General features: G+C 73.2%; 23 protein-coding genes. 16 read left to right on the top strand and 7 right to left on the bottom strand.

The annotated features are described in order from the left end of the window. Window positions 1-8: 8 nt before the first annotated feature. From tsaB to CITRIK5_RS12200, 4 genes are all read left to right on the top strand, one after another. The gene (gene tsaB / locus CITRIK5_RS06920) at window positions 9-680 is read left to right on the top strand and encodes a tRNA (adenosine(37)-N6)-threonylcarbamoyltransferase complex dimerization subunit type 1 TsaB (RefSeq protein ID WP_159833405.1); all 672 of its coding nucleotides are present in this window, start codon (window positions 9-11) and stop codon (window positions 678-680) included. After that, entirely contained in the window at window positions 677-1,264 is a 588-nt protein-coding gene (locus CITRIK5_RS06915; RefSeq protein ID WP_159833403.1) for a GNAT family N-acetyltransferase, read from the top strand. Before tsaB ends, CITRIK5_RS06915 begins: the two co-directional genes overlap by 4 nt. A 26-nt stretch (window positions 1,265-1,290) precedes the next feature. Continuing rightward, window positions 1,291-2,382 carry a tRNA (adenosine(37)-N6)-threonylcarbamoyltransferase complex transferase subunit TsaD gene (tsaD, locus tag CITRIK5_RS06910; RefSeq protein ID WP_159833401.1) on the top strand — a complete coding sequence of 364 codons (1,092 nt, stop codon included), beginning with the start codon at window positions 1,291-1,293 and terminating at the stop codon, window positions 2,380-2,382. Window positions 2,383-2,679: 297 nt separating this feature from the next. Next, a complete protein-coding gene (locus tag CITRIK5_RS12200; RefSeq protein ID WP_236557158.1) occupies window positions 2,680-2,964 on the top strand; it encodes a hypothetical protein in 285 nt (94 codons plus the stop codon). A gap of 8 nt (window positions 2,965-2,972) precedes the next feature. Here the strand turns inward: CITRIK5_RS12200 and CITRIK5_RS06900 are convergent, their stop codons facing one another. The 5 genes from CITRIK5_RS06900 to CITRIK5_RS06880 all read right to left on the bottom strand — a co-directional run bounded on the left by CITRIK5_RS06900 (window position 2,973) and on the right by CITRIK5_RS06880 (window position 7,983). After that, window positions 2,973-4,004 (bottom strand): cation diffusion facilitator family transporter, encoded by a 1,032-nt coding sequence (locus tag CITRIK5_RS06900; protein ID WP_159833399.1) that lies wholly within the window; start codon window positions 4,002-4,004, stop codon window positions 2,973-2,975. Continuing rightward, window positions 4,001-4,495 carry an ABC transporter substrate-binding protein gene (locus tag CITRIK5_RS06895; RefSeq protein WP_159833397.1) on the bottom strand — a complete coding sequence of 165 codons (495 nt, stop codon included), beginning with the start codon at window positions 4,493-4,495 and terminating at the stop codon, window positions 4,001-4,003. Before CITRIK5_RS06895 ends, CITRIK5_RS06900 begins: the two co-directional genes overlap by 4 nt. Before the next feature lie 5 nt (window positions 4,496-4,500). After that, window positions 4,501-5,532, bottom strand: coding sequence for an NAD-dependent epimerase/dehydratase family protein (locus CITRIK5_RS06890; protein ID WP_159833395.1), 1,032 nt, complete (start codon window positions 5,530-5,532; stop codon window positions 4,501-4,503). Beyond that, window positions 5,529-6,704 (bottom strand): alcohol dehydrogenase catalytic domain-containing protein, encoded by a 1,176-nt coding sequence (locus CITRIK5_RS06885; protein ID WP_144825585.1) that lies wholly within the window; start codon window positions 6,702-6,704, stop codon window positions 5,529-5,531. Before CITRIK5_RS06885 ends, CITRIK5_RS06890 begins: the two co-directional genes overlap by 4 nt. An 82-nt stretch (window positions 6,705-6,786) precedes the next feature. After that, entirely contained in the window at window positions 6,787-7,983 is a 1,197-nt protein-coding gene (locus tag CITRIK5_RS06880; protein WP_044659442.1) for a glutamate--cysteine ligase, read from the bottom strand. A 69-nt stretch (window positions 7,984-8,052) separates the two neighbouring features. On the opposite strand from CITRIK5_RS06880, the gene CITRIK5_RS06875 reads away from it, so the two are divergent. The 5 genes from CITRIK5_RS06875 (at window position 8,053) to CITRIK5_RS06855 (ending at window position 13,507) form a co-directional block, all read left to right on the top strand. Next, window positions 8,053-9,384 carry a THUMP-like domain-containing protein gene (locus CITRIK5_RS06875; RefSeq protein ID WP_098094631.1) on the top strand — a complete coding sequence of 444 codons (1,332 nt, stop codon included), beginning with the start codon at window positions 8,053-8,055 and terminating at the stop codon, window positions 9,382-9,384. A gap of 170 nt (window positions 9,385-9,554) precedes the next feature. Further along, window positions 9,555-10,619 (top strand): siderophore ABC transporter substrate-binding protein, encoded by a 1,065-nt coding sequence (locus CITRIK5_RS06870; protein WP_102708506.1) that lies wholly within the window; start codon window positions 9,555-9,557, stop codon window positions 10,617-10,619. Beyond that, window positions 10,616-11,674: an ABC transporter permease gene (locus CITRIK5_RS06865; protein WP_084776545.1), complete on the top strand. Its 1,059-nt coding sequence runs from the start codon at window positions 10,616-10,618 to the stop codon at window positions 11,672-11,674. Before CITRIK5_RS06870 ends, CITRIK5_RS06865 begins: the two co-directional genes overlap by 4 nt. After that, entirely contained in the window at window positions 11,667-12,755 is a 1,089-nt protein-coding gene (locus CITRIK5_RS06860; protein ID WP_044659445.1) for an iron chelate uptake ABC transporter family permease subunit, read from the top strand. The genes CITRIK5_RS06865 and CITRIK5_RS06860 overlap by 8 nt, the downstream gene beginning before the upstream one ends. Further along, the gene (locus tag CITRIK5_RS06855) at window positions 12,752-13,507 is read left to right on the top strand and encodes an ABC transporter ATP-binding protein (protein WP_036315901.1); all 756 of its coding nucleotides are present in this window, start codon (window positions 12,752-12,754) and stop codon (window positions 13,505-13,507) included. Before CITRIK5_RS06860 ends, CITRIK5_RS06855 begins: the two co-directional genes overlap by 4 nt. A gap of 205 nt (window positions 13,508-13,712) precedes the next feature. Here the strand turns inward: CITRIK5_RS06855 and CITRIK5_RS06850 are convergent, their stop codons facing one another. Next, complete coding sequence (locus tag CITRIK5_RS06850) at window positions 13,713-14,690, bottom strand: hypothetical protein (RefSeq protein ID WP_070708754.1); 978 nt, start codon at window positions 14,688-14,690, stop codon at window positions 13,713-13,715. A gap of 549 nt (window positions 14,691-15,239) precedes the next feature. Here CITRIK5_RS06850 and groES point away from each other — a divergent pair. From groES to CITRIK5_RS06835, 3 genes are all read left to right on the top strand, one after another. Further along, window positions 15,240-15,536: a co-chaperone GroES gene (gene groES / locus CITRIK5_RS06845; protein WP_002857590.1), complete on the top strand. Its 297-nt coding sequence runs from the start codon at window positions 15,240-15,242 to the stop codon at window positions 15,534-15,536. A gap of 108 nt (window positions 15,537-15,644) precedes the next feature. Then, window positions 15,645-17,252, top strand: a complete 1,608-nt coding sequence (gene groL / locus CITRIK5_RS06840; RefSeq protein WP_159833393.1) for a chaperonin GroEL — start codon at window positions 15,645-15,647, stop codon at window positions 17,250-17,252. A gap of 121 nt (window positions 17,253-17,373) precedes the next feature. Then, complete coding sequence (locus CITRIK5_RS06835) at window positions 17,374-19,329, top strand: BCCT family transporter (RefSeq protein ID WP_159833391.1); 1,956 nt, start codon at window positions 17,374-17,376, stop codon at window positions 19,327-19,329. 1 nt (window position 19,330) lies between these two features. Here CITRIK5_RS06835 and CITRIK5_RS06830 read toward each other — a convergent pair whose 3' ends face one another. Then, window positions 19,331-20,764, bottom strand: coding sequence for a dicarboxylate/amino acid:cation symporter (locus CITRIK5_RS06830; RefSeq protein ID WP_061867093.1), 1,434 nt, complete (start codon window positions 20,762-20,764; stop codon window positions 19,331-19,333). A gap of 185 nt (window positions 20,765-20,949) precedes the next feature. On the opposite strand from CITRIK5_RS06830, the gene guaB reads away from it, so the two are divergent. The 4 genes from guaB (at window position 20,950) to CITRIK5_RS06810 (ending at window position 25,283) form a co-directional block, all read left to right on the top strand. Then, complete coding sequence (gene guaB / locus CITRIK5_RS06825) at window positions 20,950-22,494, top strand: IMP dehydrogenase (RefSeq protein ID WP_063190103.1); 1,545 nt, start codon at window positions 20,950-20,952, stop codon at window positions 22,492-22,494. A 93-nt stretch (window positions 22,495-22,587) separates the two neighbouring features. Continuing rightward, window positions 22,588-23,724, top strand: coding sequence for a GuaB3 family IMP dehydrogenase-related protein (locus CITRIK5_RS06820; protein ID WP_002857600.1), 1,137 nt, complete (start codon window positions 22,588-22,590; stop codon window positions 23,722-23,724). A 48-nt stretch (window positions 23,725-23,772) separates the two neighbouring features. Then, entirely contained in the window at window positions 23,773-24,738 is a 966-nt protein-coding gene (locus CITRIK5_RS06815; RefSeq protein ID WP_159833389.1) for an SURF1 family protein, read from the top strand. Next, window positions 24,735-25,283, top strand: coding sequence for a DUF3817 domain-containing protein (locus tag CITRIK5_RS06810; protein ID WP_141844125.1), 549 nt, complete (start codon window positions 24,735-24,737; stop codon window positions 25,281-25,283). Before CITRIK5_RS06815 ends, CITRIK5_RS06810 begins: the two co-directional genes overlap by 4 nt. Window positions 25,284-25,334: the final 51 nt, after the last annotated feature.

Genomic DNA, 25,334 nt, shown 5'->3' with positions numbered 1-25,334 from the left:
TGGCCGCCATGGCCCTGCTCCTCGCGATCGACTCCTCCGCCGCCGCCTCCGTCGCCGTCGTGCGGGACGGTGAGGAGCTCGCGCACTGGGCCACGGACGACACCCACGCCCACGCCGAGGTGCTCGCCCCCGCGGTGCAGACCGTGCTCGGCGAGGCCGGCGTCACCGGCACCGCGCTGGACGCGCTCGCGGTCGGCGTCGGCCCCGGACCCTTCACGGGGCTGCGCGCGGGTCTGGCGACCGCGGCCGCCCTCGGCCTGGCGTGGGACGTGCCCGTGCACGGGGTCCGCAGCCTCGACGCGCTCGCCCACGCGGCCGGCGTCGACGCCTTCCGCCACGGGATCGAGGAGTTCGTGGTCGCCACGGACGCCCGCCGCCGCGAGGTCTACTGGGCCCACTACGCGCAGGTCGGCGGGCAGCCGACGCTGCTGCACGGCCCCTTCGTCTCGCCGGCGGACGAGGTCACCCCGCTGCCCGTCTACGGCGCGGGGGCCGGGCTCTACCCCGAGGCGCTGCGCGCGGTGCCGGACTGGGAGTCGGCCACGCCGTCCGCCGTCGGGGTGGGGCAGGTGGCCGAGCTCGCCCTGCGGCGCGGCCGCGGCCTCGTGCCCGCCGAGCCGCTCTACCTGCGCGAGTCCGACGCCAAGGTCCCCGGCCCCCGCAAGCGGGCGGGCGCGTGAGCCCGGCCGAGCCGGCCCCGTCCGGTGACGGGAGCCCCGCCGAGGACGCGCACGGGCTGCCGCCCGGATACCTGCTGCGCCCCATGACCCTGTGGGACATCCCCGAGGTGCTCGCCCACGAGGCCACCCTCTTCCCGCTCGACGCCTGGCCCGCGCACTTCTACGAGGAGGAGCTCGCCCAGACCGGCCCCGCCGGCGGACGGGACGCGCACGGCCGCCCGCCCACCCGGGACTACCGCGTGGTCGTCCGCGACGTGGCCGCGCCCGGTTCCGCGGACGACGACGGCCCCGCCCCCGGCGAGATCGTCGGCTACGGCGGGATCATGGTGGTCGGCGACGTCGCCGACGTGCAGACCGTGGGCACCGTCGCCGCGGCGCAGGGAAGGGGGATCGGCGCGGCCCAGCTGCGCTGGATGGCCGCGGAGGCCACGGTGCGCGGCGCGAGCGCCCTCATGCTCGAGGTCCGGGCCTCCAACGCCGCCGCCCGGCGCCTCTACGTGCGCCACGGATTCGAGGAGCTGCACGTGCGCCGCCGCTACTACCCGGGCGGCGAGGACGCCGTGATCATGCGCAAGGCCCTGTGACCGGGCCGCTCACTAGACTGGAGCCCATGCCCACCGCCACCGCAGCCCCCCTCGTGCTCGGCATCGAGTCCTCCTGCGACGAGACCGGCGTCGGCGTCGTCCGCGGCACCGCCCTGCTGGCCCACGAGGTCGCCTCCTCCGTGGAGGAGCACGTGCGCTTCGGCGGCGTGATCCCGGAGATCGCCGCCCGCGCGCACCTCGAGGCCCTCGTGCCCACGATCCGCCGCGCCCTGGACGCCGCCGACGTCACCCTCGAGGACCTCGACGCGATCGCCGTCACCTCCGGTCCGGGTCTGGCGGGCGCGCTCATGGTGGGGGTCGCGGGGGCGAAGGCGCTGGCCACGGCCCTCGGCACGCCCCTCTACGGCATCAACCACCTCGTGGCGCACGTGGGCGTGGGCATGCTGGACGGCGTGCGGCCCGCACAGTGGGATGACCTGCCCGCGGACCTGGGCGCGCTGCTCGTCTCCGGCGGGCACACCGAGATCCTGCGCGTGGGCCGGATCAGCGCCGAGGTCGAGCTGCTGGGCTCGACCATCGACGACGCGGCCGGCGAGGCGTACGACAAGGTCGCCCGGCTCATCGGGGCGGGCTACCCCGGGGGCCCCGTGATCGACCGGCTCGCCGCCGAGGGCGACCCGACGGCCTTCCGCTTCCCGCGGGGGCTCACCGCGGGCAAGTTCGTCGGCAGCGCCGAGGAGCCCGGCCCGCACCGGCACGACTGGTCCTTCTCCGGGCTGAAGACCGCCGTCTCCCGCGCCGTGGAGCAGTTCGAGGCCCGCGGCCTCGAGGTGCCGCGCGCGGACATCGCCGCCTCCTTCCAGGAGGCCGTCGCGGACGTGATCACCGCCAAGGCCGTCCGCGCCTGCCGCGAGCACGGGCTCACCCACCTGATGCTCGGCGGCGGCGTCGCGGCGAACTCGCGCCTGCGCGCCCTGCTCGCCGACCGGTGCCGCTCCGCCGGCATCGAGCTCACCGTCCCGCCCGTGAACCTGTGCACCGACAACGGGGCGATGGTCGCCGCGCTCGGCGCACGCCTGGTGCGCGACGGCGTCGCCCCCTCCGACGCGTGGTTCGGCGCGGACCCGGGACAGCCGGTCGAGGTCGTCAGCGTCTGAGCGCGCCCGGCCTCTTGCCGCCACGCCCACGCGTTCCGTAGACAGGGCCCATGACCGGCCATGAGCACCCCCGCCCCGAGTCCACCTCCGCCGCCGTGGACGAGCAGATGCTGGAGGACTTCCTCAATCAGCACCTGCTCGGCTCCCGCTCCGGTGTGAAGGCGTTCCGCGCCGCCGAGCAGACCTGGGCCGGCACCTCGCAGGAGGCCGCGCTGCGCCGCCTCGGCGACGCCGTCCAGGACGACCAGGACCGCCTGGAGGCGCTCATCGGCGAACTGGGTCTCCGCACCCCCCCTCGTGGACCGGGCCGCCGGCGCGGCGGCCGAGGTCGGCGGACGACTCAACCCCGTGAACGCGCTGCGCACGCGCGGCTCCGGCTGGACGCAGATCGAACTGGACCTGCTGCAGGGCATGCTCCAGGCCAAGTCCGCGATGTGGCACGTCCTCGAACAGCTCGCGCCGCACCTGCCGGCGGTCGACGCCGCCGAGATGCACGCCCTGCGCCAGAGGACCGGCGACCAGCAGCGCGAGATCCAGCGCATCACCTCCGCCACCCTCGAGGGACGGTTCCTCAACGGCTGAGGCCCGGGCTACTCCTCGCCCGTCTGATGCTCCCCGGACCGGCCACCGTGCACCTCGGCAGGCAGCTCGTCCACCGGGGCGACGACGACGTCCTGCAGCTTCCAGTCCAGGGCGGCGATCGCGTCCCGCAGCGCGCAGCAGCGGCCCACCGTCACGTCCGCCCCCTCGTGCGGCACCACGAACATCTCCACGTGGAACACGTGGCCCTCATCCCGGACGCGGGCGCCCGCATGGCGCACCCACGGCTCCGCCCAGGCGACCCGCTCAGCACGGTCGATGAGCGGGTGCGGCCGGGCGCCGTCGATCGTGGCGGCGCGGCGATCCGCCAGGTTCGTGACGGCCTCCTTGAGGTTCTTCCAGCCGTCCAGCACGATGCTCACGCCCACGAAGATCGCCGCAGCGGAGTCCGCCCACCACCAGCCCAGGCCGATGCCGGCCACGCCGACGATGGTGGCCACGCCCGTCTGCCAGTCCGCCTTGTTCATGTCCGCGTCCGCGTACAGCACGCGGTCGTGGAGCTGCTCGGCCAGTTTGAGCTTCTTGTGGCCGAGGATCATGGGCCCGGGCACGGACAGGGCCATCACGGCCATCATGAACCAGCCCTGCCACACGGTATGCCCGAACAGGTCGAACGTGCCGATGGGCGGGTGCTCCGCCGTCACCAGGCCCAGGAGGGAGTCGCCGACGAGGACCACGCCCATCACGGACAGGGCGACGGCGGCCACGAGGTGCCCCACCCCGACGGACCGGTGAGAGCCGTAGGGCCGGGCCCGCGTCGGGGCCATGCGGGCCACGCGCAGGGCGACGAGGAACGCGATCGGCGGGATCAGGGAGAGCAGGTCCTCGATCCACGCGGCCCGCATGGCCTGCGAGGAGCCCATCACGAACGCCACGAGGACGATCGTGACCACGATCACCCCCAGCGTCGCCCATTCGAGCCGCTTGGCCTGCTGGACCACGCGCTCGATCTCCGGGGGCAGCTCCGTGGCGCCGAACCGGCGCCCGCTCGGCCCCGTCTCCCGGGTGTCCCGCCGCGTCATCGGGCCTCCTCCGCTGCGCGCTGGTCGAAGTACGCCTCGAGGGCCTTGAGCATCTGATTCTCACCCAGGGGCACGGCCATCACGAGCTTCACCGGCTCGCCGTCCGGACCCTCCGCCTCGGCGTAGTCGCGGGTGATGCTCGCGTGCGACGTCCACGGGGACGCCGAGGTCAGGCCGCCGGCCACCAGGTCAATGTCGCCCTTCTCCAGCGCGGTCATGAGCGCCTCCTCCCCGGCCACGGTCCACTCGACGCGTGCGTCGTGCGCCGCCGCGAAGCCGCGGATCAGGTCGGGCTCGGGGCCGACGGGCTCGGCGCCCGAGGCGTCCACGTGGGGCGGGTGGTGCACGACGCCGGCGCGCAGCACCCCGCCCGTGACGCGGTCCAGGGTGCCGTCCGGGTCGGCGGGGTAGCCGGAGGAGGTGCAGGCGGTGAACCCGAGGGCGACGCCCCCGAGCAGGCCCGTCAGGGCGGCCCGGCGGGTGATGGTCATCGTCCTCATTCCGTGGGCGAGTGCGAGCGGTGCCCGGCGTTGCCGAGGCCTTCGGCGCCGTCGAGATGGTCGAGCACGAGGCGGACCGCCTCCCGGGCGTCGGTGGTCTCGGACCAGCCGGTCGCGGCGCGCAGGGCCGTGGTGTCCATGATGGGCGCTGCCGCGGCCATGTCCACCCACCCCGGGTCGGTGGGCTGCAGCCGTGCCCGGTAGGTCAGCGCCGCGGCCGCTCGGAACAGGCCCACGGGCAACTCCAGGATGCGGCGCGCCCCGAGGACGGTGCCCATGGTGTGCGCGTCCAGCACGGGGTCGGCGGCCACATTGAAGGCCCCGCCCGCCCGGTGGGCGATCACGCGCCAGTACGCGTCCGCCACGTCCTGGGCCGTGAGCGCCTGGAATCGCAGGCCCCGCGGGAAGGGGAGCACCGGAGTGCGCAGGCGGGCGACCAGCCGGGCGGGGACGAGGTCGCCCAGGAAGTAGTCCTTGATCTCGGGCCCGGCCGCGGACTGGAAGATCAGCCCGGGGCGCAGCCGGGTCACCAGCAGCTCCGGGTGCTCGGCCTGCACGCGGTCGAGGATCGACTCGACCTCGGCCTTCTGCGCGGCGTAGTGCGAGGTGGGGACCCCGGTGGTGGGATGGGACTCGGGCACGGCGCGGCCCTTCGGCCCGGGCCCGTACGCGCCCACCGAGGACGCGTAGACCAGGTGGGGCACGCCCGCCTCGGCCACGGCCCGGAACACCCGCTCGTTGCCGGCCACGTTGACGGCGCGCAGGTGGTCGCGGTCGCGGTTGGGGCGGATCACCCACACCAGGTCGACGACGGCGTCGGCGCCGGCCACGATCTCGCGCAGCCGCCCCGCCGCCGTGGGCTCCGCCACGTCCAGGCGGTGCCACTCGACGCCGTCGTAGGGCGCTCCGGCCCGGTCCGGGCCGCGCCGGCTCACGCCCGCGATCGAGCTCACCTCGTCCGCGGCCTGGAGGCGGTGCAGGACAGCGGTGCCGACGTTGCCCGTCGCGCCCAGGACGACGATCCTCACGGCTTCAGGACCACCTTGATGCAGCCGTCCTCCTTCTTCTGGAACGTCTCATAGAGGGCGGGCGCGTCCTCGAGCGGGGCGGTGTGCGTGGTCAGGTCGAGCACGCCGAGGGGGTCGGACGGGTCGTCGAGCAGGGGCAGCAGGTCGTCCACCCAGCGACGGACGTTGCACTGGCCCATCGTCAGGGTGACCTGCTTGTCGAACAGGGTGAGCATCGGCATCGGGTCCTTCATGCCGCCGTAGACCCCGGAGAGCGACACCGTGCCGCCGCGCCGGACCGCGTCGATCGCGGTGTGGAGGGCGCTCAGGCGGTCGACGCCGGCGGTCTTCATGGCCGCCCGGCCGAGCGCGTCGGGCAGCAGGCCCACGGCGGTGTGGGCCGCATGCCCCGCCGGGGAGGCGTGCGCCTCCATGCCGACCGCGTCCACGACCCCGTCGGGGCCGCGGCCGCCGGTGCGCTCGCGGAGCACCTCGGCCTCGCCGCCGTCGGCGTCCAGGACCTCGATGCCGTGTCGGGCCGCCATCGCGCGGCGCTCGGGGACCGGGTCGACACCGATCACCCGGTACCCCAGGTGCACGCCGATGCGCGCCGCCAGCTGACCGATGGGGCCGAGGCCGAGCACCGCGAGCGTGCCGCCGTCGGGGACGTTCGCGTACTGGACCCCCTGCCAGGCGGTGGGGACGACGTCCGAGAGGAACAGCCACTGCTCATCCGGGCCGGTGTGCGGCACCTTCACGGGGCCGTAGTCCGCGTGGGGCACACGCAGCAGCTCGGCCTGTCCGCCGGGGACGGAGCCGTAGAGCCGGGAGTAGCCGAAGAGTGCGGCGCCGGAGCCCTGCTCCCGCACCTGGGTGGTCTCGCACTGGGACTGCAGCCCGCGCTGACACATCCAGCACCGCCCGCAGGAGATGGTGAAGGGCACGACCACCCGGTCACCGGGCCGGATGTGGGTGACCTCGGACCCGACCTCGCGGACGATGCCCATCGGCTCGTGGCCGATCACGTCCCCCGCGTCCATGAACGGCCCCAGGACCTCGTACAGATGCAGGTCCGACCCGCAGATGCCGGTCGAGGTGACCTCGATGATCGCGTCCGTCGGCTCCTGGATCCGAGGATCCGGGACGTCCTCGACGGTGACGTTGCGCTTTCCCTGCCATGTGAGTGCTCGCATGGTGGGACCGTAGCCGCGCCGGGCGGGCCGGCGGAAGCCTGGAGGCGCGGCGGGGCGGCCACCTCGCCGGGGGAGCGGCCGCTCAGCCGGTGCGGCCGTCCAGCGACGCGCGGGTGCGGGCGGCGGCGTCCAGCACGACCGCGCGCAACGGGGCCACCGCGTCATCCGTGTCCTCACCCGCGGCCGGCGGGCCGGCCAGGGCCTGTGCCTCCACGCGACGCTGACGCGCGGCGCCACCGTCGTCGATCATCGCCTGGACGCCGGCGAGCTCCGCCGCGCAGCCCAGCCGCTCGGCGACCGGGGTCAGTCGCTCGATCTCCGCCGGCAGGTGCTCCGCCAGCGGGACCTGGGTGCCCCGGGCGTCCACGATCACGGTGGCGTCCATGCCGTACCGGGCGGCGCGCCACTTGTTCTCCTGCACGTGCCACGGCGGCAGGACCTCGACCGTCTCACCGCGCTCCAGGCTCGCGGACAGGTCATCCACGAGGCACTGCGTGTAGGCGGTCACGGCGGCGATCTCCTCGAGCGTGGCCAGGCCGTCGCACGCGCGCATCTCCACCGTGCCCAGGCGGGGCACGGCCCGCACGTCCCAGCGGCACTCGGTGACGTCCGCGATCATGCCCACCTGCTCCATCTGGGCCACGCAGCGCTCGAAGCCCTCCCACTCCTGGAACTGGAACGGCAGGCCGGCCGTGGGCAGCTGCTGGAACAGGAGGGTGCGCTGGGACTGGTAGCCCGTGTCCGTGCCCGCCCAGAAGGGGGACGAGGCCGAGAGTGCGAGCAGGTGCGGCACGCGGTTGACCAGGCCGTTCACCACCGGCATGGCCTTGGAGACGTCGTCCAGGCCCACGTGCACGTGCACGCCGAAGATCAGCAGCTGCCGACCCCAGTACTGGGTGAGATCCAGCATGCGGTCGTAGCGCTCACTGGGCGTCGAGGGCTGCGCGATCGCGTCCGCGAACGGGTGCGTGCCCTGGCAGAACAGGGAGATGCCCCGCGCAGCCGCGGCGTCCGCCACACGCGCGGCGATCCGGCCGAGGTCCGCCGTCGCGGCGTCCACGCGCTCGTGCACGCCCGTGACGAGCTCCACCGTGTTCTGCAGCAGCTCGCTGGTCATGTGCGGGTTCACGTCGTCCTCGGCGAGGCCCTCGGTCGCATGCAGGGTGCGCAGCAGGTCCGGGGCCTCGGAGCGCAGCTCGCCGGACACGGCATCCACGAGCGCGAGCTCCCACTCGATTCCGAGAGTGGACTGCGCGGAGTCGGCGAAGGGCAGAGTCATGCCGCCCATCCTAGAAGCCCCGGCCCGGTCTGTGCCCGGTGTCCACGCTCCGGACCTAGGGTGTGGGGCATGGCCCGTCCCCGCCCCGCCTCCCGCTCGCCGCGCCCCACGGCCGCCGCCTCGGAGGCGGACGACACCGCCCTGGCCCCCGTCCTCGAGCCGGAGGGCCGCGCACTGCTCGACTCCCTCGCCGGGTACCGCGAGGCCGACGCGCTCGCGGTCTCCTCCCGCCTGCGCGCCGCGGGGCACCCGCCCGAGCGCGTGGCCGCCGCGCTGACCCAGGCCGCGCTGCGGTCCCGGGCGGAGGCCCGCCTCGGGCCGGAGGCGCGCCGGATGCTGTTCACGCGCGACGGCCTGGAGCAGGCCACCCGCCCGCTGGTCGCGGGCCTGCATGCGGACCGGCTGGCGGCCGCGGGGGCCCGGCGCGTCGCCGACCTCGGCTGCGGTCTCGGCCTGGACGCGCGCGCCTTCGCCGACCGGGGCCTGGACGTCGTGGCGGTGGAGCGGGACGCCGTCGTCGCCGCGGCCGCCGAGGTGAACCTGGCCGGCCTCCCCGGCGCGCACGTGGTGCACGGCGACGCCGTGGCCTGGGCCCGCGCCCACGTGCCCGCCGAGGCGGACGCGGTGTGGCTGGACCCCGCACGCCGTCAGGTCGGCGGGGGCGGGTCCGCGCGCGTGTTCGACCCCGAGGCGTTCTCCCCGCCCCTGAGCGTCGTGACGGACATCGCCGCGACGGGCGTCCCGGTCGGTGTCAAGCTCGGCCCGGGGCTCCCGCACGAGGCCGTGCCGGCGGGCGCCGAGGCCGAGTGGGTGAGCGTCGACGGCGACGTCGTGGAGGCCGCCCTGTGGTTCAACGCGGCGGCCCGCCCCGGGGTGCGGCGGGCGGCGCGCGTCATGACCGTCCGGGGCGGGGAGACGACGACGGCGCAGCTCGTCTCCGGCGCGGACTTCGGCGACTCGCCCGAGGTCGAGGCCGTGGGGGAGGAGGGCATGGCGGGGCTCGTCGGCGCGGTCCTGCACGAGCCGGACGGCGCCGTCATCCGGGCCGGACTCGTGACGGACCTGGCCGCGTCCTGGCCCGTGCCGACGCGGCAGCTGGACCCCCACCTGGCCTACCTCGTCGCGCCCGAGCCGGTGCGGGACGGCCTGGCCCGCGCCCATCGGATCGAGGCGGTGCACGGCTTCCACCTGGCCTCCCTGCGGCGCTGGGCGAAGGAGACCGGGGTGGGCCGGCTGGACGTGAAGAAGCGGGGCATCCGCGAGACGCCCGAGGAGGTGCGTCGCGCCGTCCTCGGCGGGGCGAAGCCGGGCCGGCGTGGCGGGGCCGGACGGCACGCCACCCTCGTGCTGGCGCGCGTGGGTCGGTCGCGGTTCGCCCTCGAGGTGACGCCGTTGGACTGACGGGGCTCGAGGCCGCGGGCCCCGGGCGGCGGGAGCCGTCGAACCCCCGTTGGGGGATTACGGCACCCTCGTGTACGGTATTCGACTGAGGCAAGGCTCACCTCCACGGGAGCGCGCCCACCACCCCGACTGCTCATCCCGGGGCAGCCCCGCCGCCCAGAAGGAGAACCATGCCGCGTTCCGTCAGCGCCCCCCGCCTCGCCCGTCTCGCCCTGACCTCGGTGGCGGCCCTCGCCCTCGTCGGCTGCTCCGCCGGCGGCGCGGCCACGGGCTCGTCCTCCGCGAGCGCCTCCGGCGAGTCCTCGGCCTCCGCGAGCGCCGCCGGCGGCTCCTCGGCCGCCTCGGGCGGCATCGCGGCCGGGGTCACCGTCACCGACATGTCCGGCGCCGAGGTCACCCTGCCGGAGGAGGTCGACTCCGTCATCGCCACGGACAACCGCACCTTCCGCACGCTGGACGACTGGGGCGTCGAGCTGTCGGCCGCGCCGAAGCAGATCATGTACAAGGGCGAGGGCGGGCCCTCCTACCTCCAGGACGACTCGGTCGCCGACATCGGCAACCACCGGGAGCCGGACATGGAGCTGTTCGTCACCGCCGAGCCGGACGTCGTGTTCAACGGCCAGCGGTTCAACGAGCGCAAGGCCGAGATCGACGAGCTGACCGGCGACGCCGCCGTCGTGGACACGGACTTCGACGTCACGCAGACCCCCATGGACGAGGGCCTGAAGGAGCTGACCACCCTGCTGGGCGAGGCCACCGGCCACGAGGCCGATGCCGAGAAGCTCATCGCCGACTTCGACGCCGCCACCCAGCGCGCCAAGGACGCCTACGACCCCGAGCAGACCGTCATGGGCCTCATCGCCTCGGGCGGCGAACTGTCGTACGTCGCGCCCAGCACCGGTCGCGCCATCGGCCCGTTCTTCGACATGCTGGAGCTGACCCCGGCCCTCGAGCAGTCGGGCACCGACAACCACCAGGGCGACGACATCTCCGTCGAGGCCATCGCGAAGTCGAACCCGGACTGGCTGATCGTCATGGACCGCGACGCCGCCATCGGCGAGGAGAACGCCACCGCCGCCGAGCTGATCGAGCGCTCCGAGGCCCTCCAGGACGTGACCGCGGTGAAGGAGGGCAACATCGTCTACCTGCCCGCCGACTTCTACGTCGCCGAGGACATCCAGAACCACACCACCGTCATGGAGGACCTCGCGAAGGCCTTCGAAGGCGCGCAGTGACTCTCGACGTGCGTCACCACGTCGCCGACGCCCCGCCCCGGCTCGAGGAGCCGGGGCGGGGCGACCGCGTGTGCTGGGTCCCGCCCGCCGTCCTGCGGCCCGAGCGCACCCGCTGGCAGCGCACCTGGCCGCTGCTGGTCGGCGTCGTGGTGACCGCGGCCCTCATCGTGGTCTCGCTGTTCGTGGGCGTGTACGACGTCGGCGCGGAGGGCGGACGCGAGATGTTCGCCATCACGCGCGTGCCGCGCACGGTCGCCCTCGTGCTGGCCGGCGCCTCGATGGCGATGTGCGGGCTGATCATGCAGCTCATGACGCAGAATCGCTTCGTGGAGCCCAGCACCACGGGCACCACCGAGTGGGCCGGTCTCGGCTTATTGGTGACCATGGTGCTCGTGCCGGGGGCGGGCCTGGTGACCCGGATGGCCGGGGCCATCCTCTTCGCCTTCGTCGGCACCCTCGTGTTCTTCCTCTTCCTGCGGCGTGTGCGCCTGCAGTCCTCCCTCATCGTGCCGATCGTGGGCATCATGCTCGGCGCCGTCGTGGGCGCCGCCTCGACGTTCCTCGCCCTCCAGACGGACATGCTGCAGCAGGTGGGCGCGTGGTTCGCCGGCTCGTTCACCTCCGTGGTCCGCGGCCGGTATGAGCTGCTCTTCCTCGTGCTGATCGTGTGCGTGGCGGTCTTCGTCATCGCGGACCGCTTCACCGTGGCCGGCCTCGGCAAGGACGTCGCCACGAACGTCGGCCTCAACTACGACGCCGTGATCCTCACCGGCGTGGCCATGGTGGCCGTGGCCACCGGCGTGGTCACCGTGGTGATCGGGGCCCTCCCGTTCCTGGGGCTCGTGGTCCCCAACCTCGTGTCCATGGTCCGTGGCGACAACCTGCGCACGAATCTGCCCTGGGTGGTCATGGTCGGCGTGTGGATCGTGATTGTCTGCGACCTGATCGGGCGCACCGTGATCGCCCCGTTCGAGGTGCCCATCTCGCTGATCCTGGGCCTCGTGGGCGCGATCGTGTTCCTCGCCCTGCTGCTGAGGCAGGCCAAGCATGGTTGAGCCGCTCGCGACCGCCCCGGGTCGCCTCCCCGCCCCGCTCGGCGGCGCCACCGCCGCCGGGCCCGTCGACGCCGACGCCCCGCGCCGGTCCGGCGCGTTCGTCACCGCCGCCGACCGCCGGAGGTATGCGGTCGTCGTCGCGGTGCTGGCCGCCGTCGCCGTGCTCTCCACCGCCGGGGTCCTGCTGTGGGGCAACGAGGCCGAGCCCGGCTCGCGCGCGTTCTGGATGATCGCGCGGATGCGCGTGGAGTCCCTGGGCGTGATCGGCATCGTGGCGCTGTGCCACTCCTTCGCGACCGTCAGCTTCCACACGGTGACGGGCAACCGCATCATCACGCCCTCGATCATGGGGTTCGAGGCGCTCTACACCGCCGTGTCGACCGCCGCCGTGTACGTGCTGGGGGCCGCGGGCGTCGCGGTGCTGACCGGGGTGGGACCGTTCCTCGCCCAGGCCGCGCTCATGGTGGCGCTGGCGACGGCCCTGTACTCGTGGCTGCTCTCCCGGCCCTACGGCAGCGTCCATCTGATGCTGCTCGTGGGCGTGGTGCTGGGCGGCGGGCTGGCCGCGCTGAGCACGTTCATGCAGCGACTGCTGGACCCGAACTCGTTCGACCTGCTGAGCGCGCGGCTCTTCGGCAACATCTCCAACGCCCGGACCGAGTACGTGGCGATCGCCGCGCCCATCGCCGTCGTCGTGTGCGCGCTGCTGTGGCTGCGCTCCCGCCGCCTGAACACGGTGGCGCTCGGCGCCGACGCCGCGACCAACCTGGGCCTGCACCACCGGCGCGAGCTCATGGTGACGCTGCTGCTGGTCTCCGTGCTGATGGCCATGACCACCGCGCTCGTGGGCCCGATGACGTTCCTCGGGTTCCTCGTGGCGACGCTGGCGTACAGCCTCGTCGACACCCACGACCACCGGTTCATCCTCCCGGTGGCGGCGCTGGCCGGGTACGCGGTGCTCACGAGCGCCTACTTCGTGCTGCGGCACGTGTTCTACGCGGGGGGTGCGGTCACGGTGGTCATCGAGCTGATCGGCGGCATCACCTTCCTGGTCGTCGTGATGAGAAAGGGACGTCTGTGATCGAGCTGCGCGGCGTGGTGAAGCGCCACAGCGATGAGGTGTGCATCGGACCCGTGGACCTGGACATCCAGGCCGGGGGAGTGACCGCGCTCGTGGGGCCCAACGGGGCGGGCAAGTCCACGCTGCTGACGATGATCGGCCGGCTGCAGGACGCCGACGCCGGGACGATCGCCGTGGGCGGGCACGACATCACCACGACGCCGTCCCGGAAGATCGCGCAGACCCTGTCCATCCTGCGGCAGGAGAACCACTTCGTGACGCGGCTGACCGTGCGGCAGCTCGTGGGGTTCGGGCGTTACCCGTACACGCGCGGCCGGCTGACCCTGGAGGACGAGCGGCACGTGTCCGACGCGATCGACTTCCTCAACCTCGGCCCGTTCGAGAACCGGTACCTCGACCAGCTCTCGGGCGGCCAGCGGCAGCGGGCGTACGTGGCGATGGTGCTGGCGCAGAACACCGAGTACGTGCTGCTGGACGAGCCGCTGAACAACCTGGACATGCAGCACTCGGTGCAGATGATGCAGCAGCTGCGCCGGGCCGCCGACGAGCTGGGCCGGACCGTGGTGATCGTGCTGCACGACATCAACTTCGCCGCCCACTACGCCGACCGGATCGTGGCCATGGGCGACGGCCAGGTGGTGGAGACCGGCACCCCGGCCGAGATCCTGTGCCCTGAGGTGCTGGAGCGGATCTTCAAGACCCCCTGCAGCGTGGTGGACGGACCGCACGGGCCGCTGGCCGTGTACTACTGAGCGGGGCGACGGTGAGGTCGGCCCGGGTCGGTCCGGGCGGGGGTCGGGTGCCCGGCCGACGCGAGCGTTCCGTGGGCAGAACCCGCCGGGTCTCGCCTTCCGGGGGCAGAACCCGCGTGTTTCCAGGTTCCGTGGGCAGAAGCACCCTCGCTTCTGCCCACGGAACCCCTGCGCATGGACGGCAGGGCCATACGCGACGACGACGTCAGGCATCCCAGCCGTTCGAGACCTGTGCCCGTCGTCTGAGGACGGCCTCGATCACCCGCGCGTATCCCTCGCCGACGTCCCGGCCCGTGACGTGCAGGGTCATCTGCCCACGCTCCGCGTAGTACTGGTCTCGCCGGGCGTCCCGGGCGTGTTGCTCGGCACTCCGGTGCACCTCGCCGTCGTACTGGAGGACGAGCCGGCAGTCCTCGAACCACAGATCGGCCTCGGGGGCGTCCCGCCGCCCGGGGTCGAACACGTGCTGCAGCGTCGGCTCGCCCAGCCCCGCCTCGACGAGCGCCAGCCTCAGCCGGGTCTCCTGCGGCGAGTCGGCACCCACCCGTACGCGCTCGAGCGCCGCCGTCGCCCGCGGTCTTCCGACGAACCGCCCGAGCGGCCGCATCGCCTCGTGCAGCGCGGTGACCGTGGTGATGGGAGGCCGCCGGCCGCGCGGGGACCAGGGGTGACGGACCAGGTGGTCACCCGCCGACACGAGGGATGCCTCGTCCCAGGGGTGGCCGATCGAGCACAGATCGAGCCAGGTCCGTTCCGGCGTCGTCACCCGTAGCCCGAGCACGGAGGTGACGTGGCCGGCGGGCAGGGGTCTGCGGTGCTCCATGACGCCGGGGATCCGCGCCCGTGCGGTGCCGCGGTGCAACGTGATCTCGACGGCGGCGCGTCGCGTGGCCCCGCCCGGGGGAAGCGGGAGGCCGTGGAGGTGCGCCGCCGTCTCGTGGGAGAGAACGGCGTCGGGACGGGACCGCAGGAGGGCGGTCAGCAGGTCGAGGCCGACCCCGTGGTGCGGCGGCGGGAGCCCGGCAGACTCCCAGGTGCGCAGCGGCATGTCACGGCGACGGTGGATGCCGCGGGCGAGGCGGAGGACGTCGGACCGCCGCACCCGGCTGGGCGGCAGACCGCGTTCGAGCACGTCGCGGGTGGTGAAGACGGGGACGAGGGGGAGATCGGGGGCGAAGGACATGGGTCGACCTTGACGCGGTCGGCCTGACGACGGCCGGGCGGGCCGCGTGTCTGTGCACACCAGCGCAGGGTGGGCCGGCTGTGCAGGACTCGGCGGCGGCCGGTTGTCCCGCCGGGACGACGTCGTCATGGCTCGGTGGGCAGAACTGCGAGGAGTTCCGCCCACGCAACATCCGTGGGCAGAAGAGAGGGCGCTTCTGCCCACGGAGATCGAAAACCTGCGGATGCTGCCCACGCGACGGGCGGGGGTGCGGTTTCTGCCCACGGAGGGTGGCGACTGGCTCCCCACGGCATCCCACCGCACCGCGCCCCGCGCCCTCCGCCCACGGCGGACGGCGGGGACACGGCTGGCACTCATGTTGAAGGAGTGCCAGAACCCGGAGTAGAGTGGGCACTGGCACTCGGGGGTACCGGGTGCCAATGCCCGAGGTGGACCGTCCGGCACCGCGACGACGGAGGGTCTGACGCCCGTGGCGCACCCGCAGACCACAGCATCAGCGGACCGGCGAGCCCGCCGGAGCCGCACGTCGACGAAGAAGGAGTGTGCAGCATGTCTGTCTCCATCAAGCCCCTCGAGGATCGCATCGTTGTCCGCCCCCTGGAGGCCGAGCAGACCACCGCGTCGGGCCTCGTGATCCCGGACACCGCCAAGGAGAAGCCGCAGGAGGGCCAGGTCGTGGCCGTGGGCCCGGGCCGGGTCGCCGAGAACGGCAACCGCGTGCCGGTCGACGTCGCCGAGGGTGACGTGGTGCTGTACTCCAAGTACGGCGGCACCGAGGTCAAGGTCGGCGGCGAGGAGTACCTGGTGCTCTCCGCCCGCGACGTGCTGGCCGTCGTCACCAAGTGACCCCGCCGCGACGGGCCCGGTGAGCGGCGCGCACCGCACCGGTGCGCGCGCCCCGGGCCCCTCGCGTCCCCGCACCCCCTGACTCCCTGAACGAAAGGAGCGTCCGTCATGGCCAAGCAGCTGGCTTTCAACGACGACGCACGCCGCGCCCTCCAGGCCGGCATCGACAAGCTCGCCGACACCGTCAAGGTCACCCTCGGCCCCAAGGGCCGCAACGTGGTGCTCGACAAGGCGTGGGGCGCCCCCACCATCACCAACGACGGCGTCACGATCGCCCGTGAGGTGGAGCTGGAGGACCCGTACGAGAACATGGGCGCCCAGCTCGCCAAGGAGGTCGCCACCAAGACCAACGACATCGCGGGCGACGGCACCACCACCGCCACCGTGCTGGCCCAGGCGCTCGTGAACGAGGGCATGCGCCAGGTCGCCGCCGGCGCCGCGCCGGGCGAGGTCAAGAAGGGCATCGAGGTGGCCGTGGCCGCCGTCGAGCAGCGCCTGCAGGAGAACGCCCGCCCGGTCGAGGGCCAGGAGGTGGCCCACGTGGCCGCCATCTCGGCCCAGAACGACGAGGTCGGCGAGCTGCTGGCCCGCGCGTTCGACACGGTCGGCACCGACGGCGTCATCACCATCGAGGAGTCCTCCACGACCTCCACCGAGCTGGACGTCACCGAGGGCATGCAGTTCGACAAGGGCTTCCTGTCCCCGTACATGGTCACCGACGCCGAGCGTCAGGAGGCCGTGCTCGAGGACGCCTACGTCCTGATCAACTCGGGCAAGATCTCCAACGTGCAGGAGCTGCTGCCCCTGCTGGAGAAGGTCCTGCAGGCCAACAAGCCGCTGTTCGTGATCGCCGAGGACGTCGAGGGCGAGGCCCTGTCCACCCTCGTGGTGAACAAGATCCGCGGCACCCTGAACGTCGTGGCCGTCAAGGCTCCGGGCTTCGGCGACCGCCGCAAGGCCATGATGCAGGACATCGCGATCCTCACCGGCGCCCAGGTCGTCTCCCCGGACCTCGGCATGAAGCTCGAGCAGGCCGACCTGGACGTGCTCGGCTCCGCCCGCCGCATCACCGTCACCAAGGACGAGACCACCATCGTCGACGGCGGCGGTGCGCCCGAGGACGTCGAGGCCCGGATCGCCCAGATCAAGGCCGAGGCCGCCGCGACCGACTCCGACTGGGACCGCGAGAAGCTCCAGGAGCGTCTCGCCAAGCTCTCCGGCGGCATCGGCGTGATCCGCGTGGGCGCCGCCACCGAGGTGGAGCTCAAGGAGCGCAAGCACCGCATCGAGGACGCCGTGTCCTCGACCCGCGCCGCCCTCGAGGAGGGCATCGTGGCTGGCGGCGGCACCGCCCTCATCAACGCGCTGACCGTGCTCGACACCGACGCCGACGTCCAGGCCCTGACCGGTGACGCCGCCGTGGGCGTGGACATCGTCCGCAAGGCCCTGAAGCAGCCGCTGCGCTGGATCGCCCAGAACGCGGGCGAGGACGGCTACGTGGTGGTCTCCAAGGTCGCCGAGCTGGAGCCGAACCACGGCTTCAACGCGAAGACCGGCGTCTACGGCGACCTGATCGCCGACGGCGTGATCGACCCGGTCAAGGTGACGCGCTCCGCGCTGGCCAACGCCGCCTCCATCGCGGCCCTCGTGCTGACCACCGAGACCCTCGTGGCGGACAAGCCCGCCGAGGAGGACGAGGCCGACCACCAGCACTGACCCCTGAGTCGGCCCTGACGCGGCCGGCTGTCGACGACGGCCCCTCACCCGCCCGGGTGAGGGGCCGTCGTCGTCCGGGCGGGAGACGCCGGCCGTCCGGGGTGCCCTCTAGGGTGTGCCCATGGACACACCCACGCCGCCCCGTCCCACCGGGTCCCACCCGACCCGGACCCCGGCCCGGCCCCGGCTGCGCCGCTTCGTCCGCGAGTTCTCCTATCCGCACGGCATCCACCCGGCCCTCGTGCCGGGCGTGTCCGTGGAGGACCGCCGGGTGCGCTACGGCGTGGACCGGGTGATCCTCGCCGTCGTCGGCCTGCTGGTGGTCGGCTTCGTGGTGTGGGGTGTGCTGCAGCCGGACGCCGTGCTGGCCGTCTCGAGCGCGGCCCTCGACTGGGTGATGGTCCACGCCGGCTGGCTGTTCGTCCTGCTGGCCATCGGGATGGTGGTGTTCCTGCTGGTCCTGGCGTTCTCCCGGTACGGCGAGATCCCGCTGGGCCTGGACGGGGAGAAGCCCGAGTACTCCACGGCGAGCTGGTCGGCCATGCTCTTCGCGGCCGGCATCGGCATCGGCATCATCTTCTTCGGCCCGTACGAGCCGCTGACCTACTACCTGGCCCCGCGCCCGGGGGCGTACGAGGCGGGGAGCGAGGAGGCGGTGACGGGCGCGCTGGCCCAGGCCGCGCTGCACTGGGGCGTGAACGCGTGGGCGATCTACGCGATCGTCGGCCTGTCGGTCGGCTACGTGTCCTACCGCCGGGGCCGGGTGCCGCTGATGAGCTTGATCATCGCGCCGCTGTTCGGCGACTCCCAGCGCAGCGACTCGGTCGGCGCGCGCCTGATCGACGGGCTCGCGATCATCGCCACATTGTTCGGCACGGCGGCCTCGCTGGGCATCGGCGCCCTGCAGATCGGCCGCGGCGTGGAGATCGTCTCGGGGTGGTCGGCGCCGGGGAACACGGTGGCGCTGGGGATCATCGTGGTGCTCACGATCGGCACCATCTTCTCGGCGGTGTCCGGTGTGGCCCGCGGCATCCGGTGGCTGTCCAACATCAACATGCTGCTCGCCCTCGGGCTGGCGCTGTTCTTCTTCGTCGTCGGCCCGACGGCGTTCCTGCTGAACATCGTGCCCGGCGTCCTGATGGACTACGTCTCCTCCGCCCCGGACGCCCTCGGCGCCTCGATGGCCGAGGGGGAGGACATGCAGGAGTTCCTCTCCAGCTGGACGATCTTCTACTGGGCGTGGTGGGTCAGCTGGGCCCCGTTCGTGGGCGTGTTCATGGCGAAGATCTCGAAGGGCCGGACCATCCGCCAGTACGTCCTCGGCGCCCTGTTCATCCCGGCCGCGGTGATCGTCGGCGCGTTCACGATCATCGGCGGCACCACCATCTGGCTGCAGCGGACGCAGGGCTCCGTGGCGCTGGACGGCACGGCCGCCTCGCTGCCCGCGCCGGCGGAGATCTTCTGGGTGGTCCTGGACCAGCTGCCCGGCGGCGGGCTGGTGGCCCCGGTCGTGATCGTCATGCTGGCGGTCTTCTTCATCACGACGGCGGACTCCGCCTCGATCGTGAACTCGCAGCTCTCGCAGCGCGGCGCCCCGGCCCCGCGCCGCACGATCACGGTGTTCTGGGCGCTGTGCATGGCGGGCATCGCGGTCGTGATGCTGCTGACCGGCGGCGACACCGCGCTCACCGGCCTGCAGAACCTCATCACCATCACGGCGCTGCCGTTCACCGTGGTGCTCGTCCTCATGGCGGTCGCGCTCCAGCGCGAACTGGCCAACGACCCCTTCGCGATCCGTGACCGGTACCAGCGGGCCGCCGTCGAGAAGGCGACGGTGCGGGGCCTGGTGGAGTACGGGGACGACTTCGCGTTCACGGTGGAGCGCACCCCGCCGGGCAGCTGGTACGCGGCCGGCGAGGGGTTCGACTCCACCGCCGCGGAGATCACCGACTGGTACCGCCGCACGGACGAGGACGGGAACCCCGTGGACGACGACTACGTGCTGGGCGAGTACCTGGACGAGGGGGACGGGGACGGCGCGGACGGGCCCGCCGGAGCAGGCCCGTCCGGCCGCTGACTCAGGCGCGCGGCTCCGGGGTGCCGACGAGCTGGGCGCGGGAGTCGGCGGTCGCGTGGGCGCGGGCTTCGACGATCTCCTCCTCGTCCTCGCCGAAGATGTCGCCGCGTGGGGCGTCGTAGCGGTCCCGGTCGAGGATGCCCTCCTGGGAGGCCACGAGCGCGGGGATGAGGGCCTGGCCGGACACGTTGAGGGCGGTGCGGCCCATGTCCACGATCGGGTCGACGGCCAGGAGCAGGGCCATGCCCTCGAGGGGCAGCCCGGCGGTGGACAGCGTGAGCGTGAGCATCACGGTGGCGCCGGTGGTGCCGGCGGTCGCGGCCGAGCCCAGCACGGACACGAGTGCCACGAGGGCGTACTGGCTCAGGCTCATGTCGATCCCGTAGAACTGGGCGATGAACACCGCGGCCACGGCCGGGTAGATCGCGGCGCAGCCGTCCATCTTGGTGGTGGCGCCCAGCGGGACGGCGAAGGAGGCGTAGCCGGTGGGCACGCCGAAGTTGCGCTCGGCCACCCGCTGGGTGACGGGCAGCGTGCCGAGGGAGGAGCGGGAGACGAAGCCGAGCTGGAACGCCGGCCACACGCCGGTGAAGAACTGCTTGACGGAGAGCCCGTGCAGGCGCGCCAGCACCGGGTACACCACGAGCATCACGAGGGCCAGGCCCACGTAGATCGCCACCACGAACTTGGCCAGCGTGCCCATCGTGGACCAGCCGTACGAGGCCACGGCGTTGCCCAGCAGGCCGATGGTGCCGATCGGGGCCAGGCGGATGATCCACCACAGCAGCTTCTGGATGATCGCGAGCACCGAGCGGGAGAACGTGAGGAACGGGGCGGCCTTCTCGCCGACCTTGAGCGCGGCCACGCCCACGACGATCGCGATCACGAGGATCTGCAGCACGTTGAACGTGGGGGAGGAGGCGAGCGCGCCGTCCTCGCCCGCCGTGGTCTTGACGGTCAGGCCGAGGAAGTTCGCCGGCACCAGGGAGGTCAGGAAGTCGAGCCAGCCGACGTCCTTGGCCTGGTACGACGCCGGCGCGGTCTGGCCGGTGCCCACGCCCGGCTGCAGCACGACGCCGACGGCGAGGCCGATGAGCACCGCGATGAGGCTCGTGATGGCGAACCACAGCAGGGTCTTGGCGGCCAGGCGGGCCGCGTTGGTCACCTGGGCCAGGTTGGCGATGGAGGCGACGACGGCGAAGAAGACCAGCGGGACGACCGTGGCCTTCAGCAGGCTGATGTAGATGCTGCCGACGGTGGCCAGCGTCTCGCCGAGCCAGGTCGGGTGCTCGGAGGTGTGCCCCGTCGCGCGGGCGATCAGGCCCAGGACGAGGCCGAGGACGAGGGCGGCGGCGATCTGCCAGCCGAAGTTCGACGTCCAGGCGGGGAGCCGGCGTCGGGGCGCCGGTGCGGGGGAGGACTGTGCGGTGCTCATCCGGGGAGGTTAGGCGGTCTAATACCATGACGCCGAAACGGATTGCTCCATGTGACGTCGTGGTGACGTCCGTCTCGCCCCCGCGTGGCCCAGCGCGGGGGTCCTGTGATGTGGCCCGCACCCGGGTCGCCGGTTTGACCCCCGGGCATAGAATCGCGGAAACACCCGTCCCGAAAGGCGCCTTCGTGACCAACACCAGCACCGGTCCCAGCCCCGAGCCCGTCCACTCCTCCTCGGATCCCTTCGGCTTCTTCGGCCTCACCTATGACGACGTCCTGCTGCTGCCCAACGCCACGGACGTGATCCCCGCGGACGCGGACCCGGGCACCCGGCTGACCCGCAACATCCGCTTGAACATCCCCATCGTCTCCGCGGCGATGGACACCGTGACCGAGGCCCCGCTGGCCATCGCCATGGCCCGCCAGGGCGGCATGGGCATCATCCACCGCAATCTGTCCATCGAGGACCAGGTCCGCCACGTGGACACCGTGAAGCGCTCCGAGTCGGGGATGATCAAGGACCCCGTGACCATCGGCCCCGACGCCACGCTCGCCGACCTGGACGAGCTGTGCGCCCAGTACCGCGTCTCGGGCCTGCCGGTGGTGGCCGAGGACATGACGCTGCTGGGCATCATCACCAACCGCGACACCCGCTTCATCCCGCGCGAGGAGTGGGCCACCCGCACGGTGGACACCGCCATGACCCGCATGCCGCTGATCACCGCGCAGGAGGGCGTCTCGCGCGCCGAGACCATCCGCCTGTTCTCCCAGAACCGCGTGGAGAAGCTGCCGCTCGTGGACGATGCGGGCCGCCTGACCGGCCTGATCACCATCAAGGACTTCGACAAGGCGGAGCAGTACCCGGACGCCGCGAAGGACGACGAGGGCCGCCTGCGCGTCGGCGGCGCCGTCGGCTTCTTCGGCGACGGCTGGGAGCGCGCCATGGCGCTCGTCGAGGCGGGTGTGGACGCCCTCGTGGTGGACACCGCGAACGGCCACACGCACGGCGTGCTGGACATGATCGCGCGCCTGAAGAAGGACAAGGCGGCCGCGCACGTCGACGTCATCGGCGGTCAGGCCGCGACCTACGCGGGCGCCAAGGCGATCGTCGACGCCGGCGCGGACGCCGTGAAGGTGGGCGTGGGCCCGGGCTCGATCTGCACGACCCGTGTGGTGGCCGGCGTCGGCGTCCCGCAGATCACCGCCATCTACGAGGCGGCCAAGGCCACGCGCCCCGCGGGCGTCCCGCTGATCGCCGACGGCGGTCTGCAGCACTCCGGTGACATCGGCAAGGCCCTCGTGGCCGGCGCCGACTCGGTGATGCTCGGCTCCCTGCTGGCCGGCACGGCCGAGTCCCCGGGCGACCTCGTGTTCTACCAGGGCAAGCAGTTCAAGACCTACCGCGGCATGGGCTCCCTGGGCGCCATGCAGACCCGCAACGGCACGCGCTCCTTCTCCAAGGACCGCTACTTCCAGGCGGACGTGCCGGACGAGGACAAGCTGATCCCCGAGGGCATCGAGGGCCAGGTGCCCTTCCGGGGCCCGGTCGCCTCGGTGGTCCACCAGCTCGTGGGCGGCCTGCGCCAGACGATGTTCTACACGGGCGCGTCCACGGTGGCCGATCTCAAGGAGAACGGCCGCTTCGTGCGCATCACCGCGGCGGGCCTGAAGGAGTCCCACCCGCACGACATCATGATGACCGTCGAGGCCCCGAACTACCGTTCGCGCTGACCCGCACGTCGGGTCCGGGGGGAGCCCCCGGACGGGGCGGCGCCGACGACACGGTCGGCGCCGCCCCCGTGGCGCCTGGGCTAGGCTGGCCCGGTGACGAACCAGATTGAGATCGGCCGCGGCAAGCGCGGCCGCCGGGCCTTCTCCCTCGACGACGTGTCCGTGGTGCCCGCGCGGCGCACCCGGGATCCCCAGGACGTCAGCCTCACGTGGCGCATCGACGCCTACACGTTCGACATGCCCGTGATCGGTGCGCCCATGGACTCCGTGATGAGCCCCGAGACCGCCATCGCGATGGGGCGGCTGGGCGGTCTCGGCGTCCTCAACCTCGAGGGCCTGTGGACCCGCCACGAGGACCCGCGCCCGCTGCTCGAGGAGATCGCCGCCCTCGAGGCCGGCCCGGCCGGGACCGAGGCCACCCGCAAGCTGCAGGAGGCCTACGCGGCCCCCATCCGCCCCGATCTGATCACCGAGCGCCTCGCGCAGATCCGCGAGGCCGGCGTCGTCGTCGCGGGCTCGCTCACCCCGCAGAACACGCAGGAGTTCTACCGCACCGTCGTGGCGGCGGGCGTGGACCTGTTCGTCATCCGCGGCACCACCGTCTCGGCCGAGCACGTCTCCTCCACCCAGGAGCCGCTGGACCTCAAGCAGTTCATCTACGAGCTGGACGTGCCCGTGATCGTGGGCGGGGCGGCCGGCTACACGCCGGCCCTGCACCTGATGCGCACCGGCGCGGCCGGCGTGCTCGTCGGCTTCGGCGGCGGCGCGTCCACCACCACGCGCCGCGCCATGGGCATCCGCGTGCCGATGGCCACGGCCATCTCGGACATCGCCGAGGCGCGCCGCGACTACATGGACGAGTCCGGCGGCCGCTACGTGCACGTGATCGCCGACGGCGGCGTCTCCACCTCGGGGGAGATCGTCAAGGCGATCGCCATGGGCGCGGACGCGGTCGTCCTGGGCGCCGCCCTGGCCCGCGCCACCGACGCCCCCGGCGGCGGCTGGCACTGGGGCCTCGAGGCCGCCCACCCGGAGCTGCCGCGCGGGCACCGCACCCACGTGGGCCAGGTGGCTCCGCTCGAGGAGGTCCTGTGGGGGCCCGGCCGCCACGCGGACGGCACGTCCAACCTGATGGGCGGCCTGAAGCGCGCCATGGCCACCTGCGGCTACACCGAGCTCAAGGACTTCCAGAAGGTGGAGGTCCTCGTGACCCCCACCCAGACCGTCTGATCCCCGCCGCCGCATGGCGGCACCCCCGACCGGAAGAGTTGATACGGCGTGCTGCGCACCGCCCTCAAGCCCGTCTGGCTGGCCACCCTGGTGCTGGCCCTCGTGGCGGCCGCGGTCTTCGTGGCGCTGTCCAAGTGGCAGTTCGAGTCCGCGGAGACGAACGCACCGCCGCCGCGCACCCAGACCGAGCACGCCGTGCCGTTCCTGGAGCACGTGCGCCCCTACGAGGCCCTGCTCGGCTCGCAGGCCGACCAGGTCGTCACGGTCGAGGGGGAGTTCGTGCCCGGCACGGACGTCCTGGTCGGCCCGCGCCTGCTGAACGGCCGCGACGGCTACTGGACGGTCACGGCCCTGCGGGTGGCCGGCGCCCCGGACGGCGAGGTCGTCCCGGTGGTCCGCGGCTGGTCGGCCGACGCCGACGTCGTGGACCCCGCGCCCGCCGGGCAGGTCACCGTCACCGGGCGCCTGCTGCCCCCGGACGGGCCGCTGCCGCGCGAGGCCGCGGCCGAGGACACGGCCGACCGGCTCCTGTACCGCAGCCTGGCCCCGGCCCAGCTGGTGAACGTGTGGGACGAGCCGTCCTACGCGGCGTACGTCGCGGCGTTCCAGATGGTCGACGCCGCGGGCGCCGAGACGGGCGCGGCCGGCCCCGGCGGGCTCGAGCCGGTGTGGGTGGCCCCGCAGCCGGAGGAGACCCAGATCATCTGGCTCAACGTCTTCTACGCCGTGGAGTGGATACTGTTCGCCGGCTTCGCCCTGTTCCTGTGGTGGCGGTTCGTCCGCGACGACCACCTCCGGGACGAGCACGAGCGCCGGCTCGACGAGGAGTGGGCCACGCAGTGGCGCGCCGAGGAGCTCGAGCGGCGCCGGGCGGCCGCGCGCGAGGCCAAGGAGCGGGCCGTCGCGGCGCAGGCCGCGGCGCACCCACGCCAGGACCACGACGACGACGGGGCCGCGCGCCCCGACCCCCGCGACCCGGGCCCCCGTGGGCCCCGAGAGGAGCAGAGCCGATGAGCACCCAGCGCCCCGGCCCCCAGCCGGTGGACCCGGCGAGCCTGCCGGATCCCGAGGACATCACGGAGGCCGACCTGCCCGAGCCGCCCCCGCGGCCGGGCCGGGAGCAGCGCCGTTTCGCCGGCACCCAGCAGCAGATCCGCTCCGCCACCCGCCTCTACGTGGTGTGCGCGTGGATCACCGGCATCATGCTCCTGCTGCTCGTGGCGGAGATGGTGCTGAAGTACGGCATGCACGTGGAGCTCTACGCGGGCGGCACCACCGTGGACGGGGACGCCAACGGCCTGGGGCTGCACCCCACGGACAGCGTGACCGGGGGAGTGAACCTGTCCCTGTTGATCCTCATCGCCCACGGCTGGATGTACGTGGTGTACCTGCTCGCCTCGTTCCGCCTGTGGTCCCTGATGCGCTGGGAGCCGCTGCGTCTGCTGGCGATGGCCGGCGGCGGCGTCGTGCCGTTCCTGTCCTTCGTGGTGGAGAAGCGCATGACCCGCGTGGTCCGGGACGAGCTGCACCGCTTCCCGGACGCCGCGCGGCGCTACTGAGCGCCTCGACTATCCTGGACGGGTGACGCAGAACGCCCCCCACCCCGACAC

Origin of the sequence: Micrococcus sp. 116, from assembly GCF_902506395.1 — a bacterium.
GTDB lineage: Bacteria > Actinomycetota > Actinomycetes > Actinomycetales > Micrococcaceae > Micrococcus > Micrococcus luteus.
Note: the sequence above shows the minus strand (reverse complement) of the source record. Positions and strands in the feature narration are given on the sequence as shown.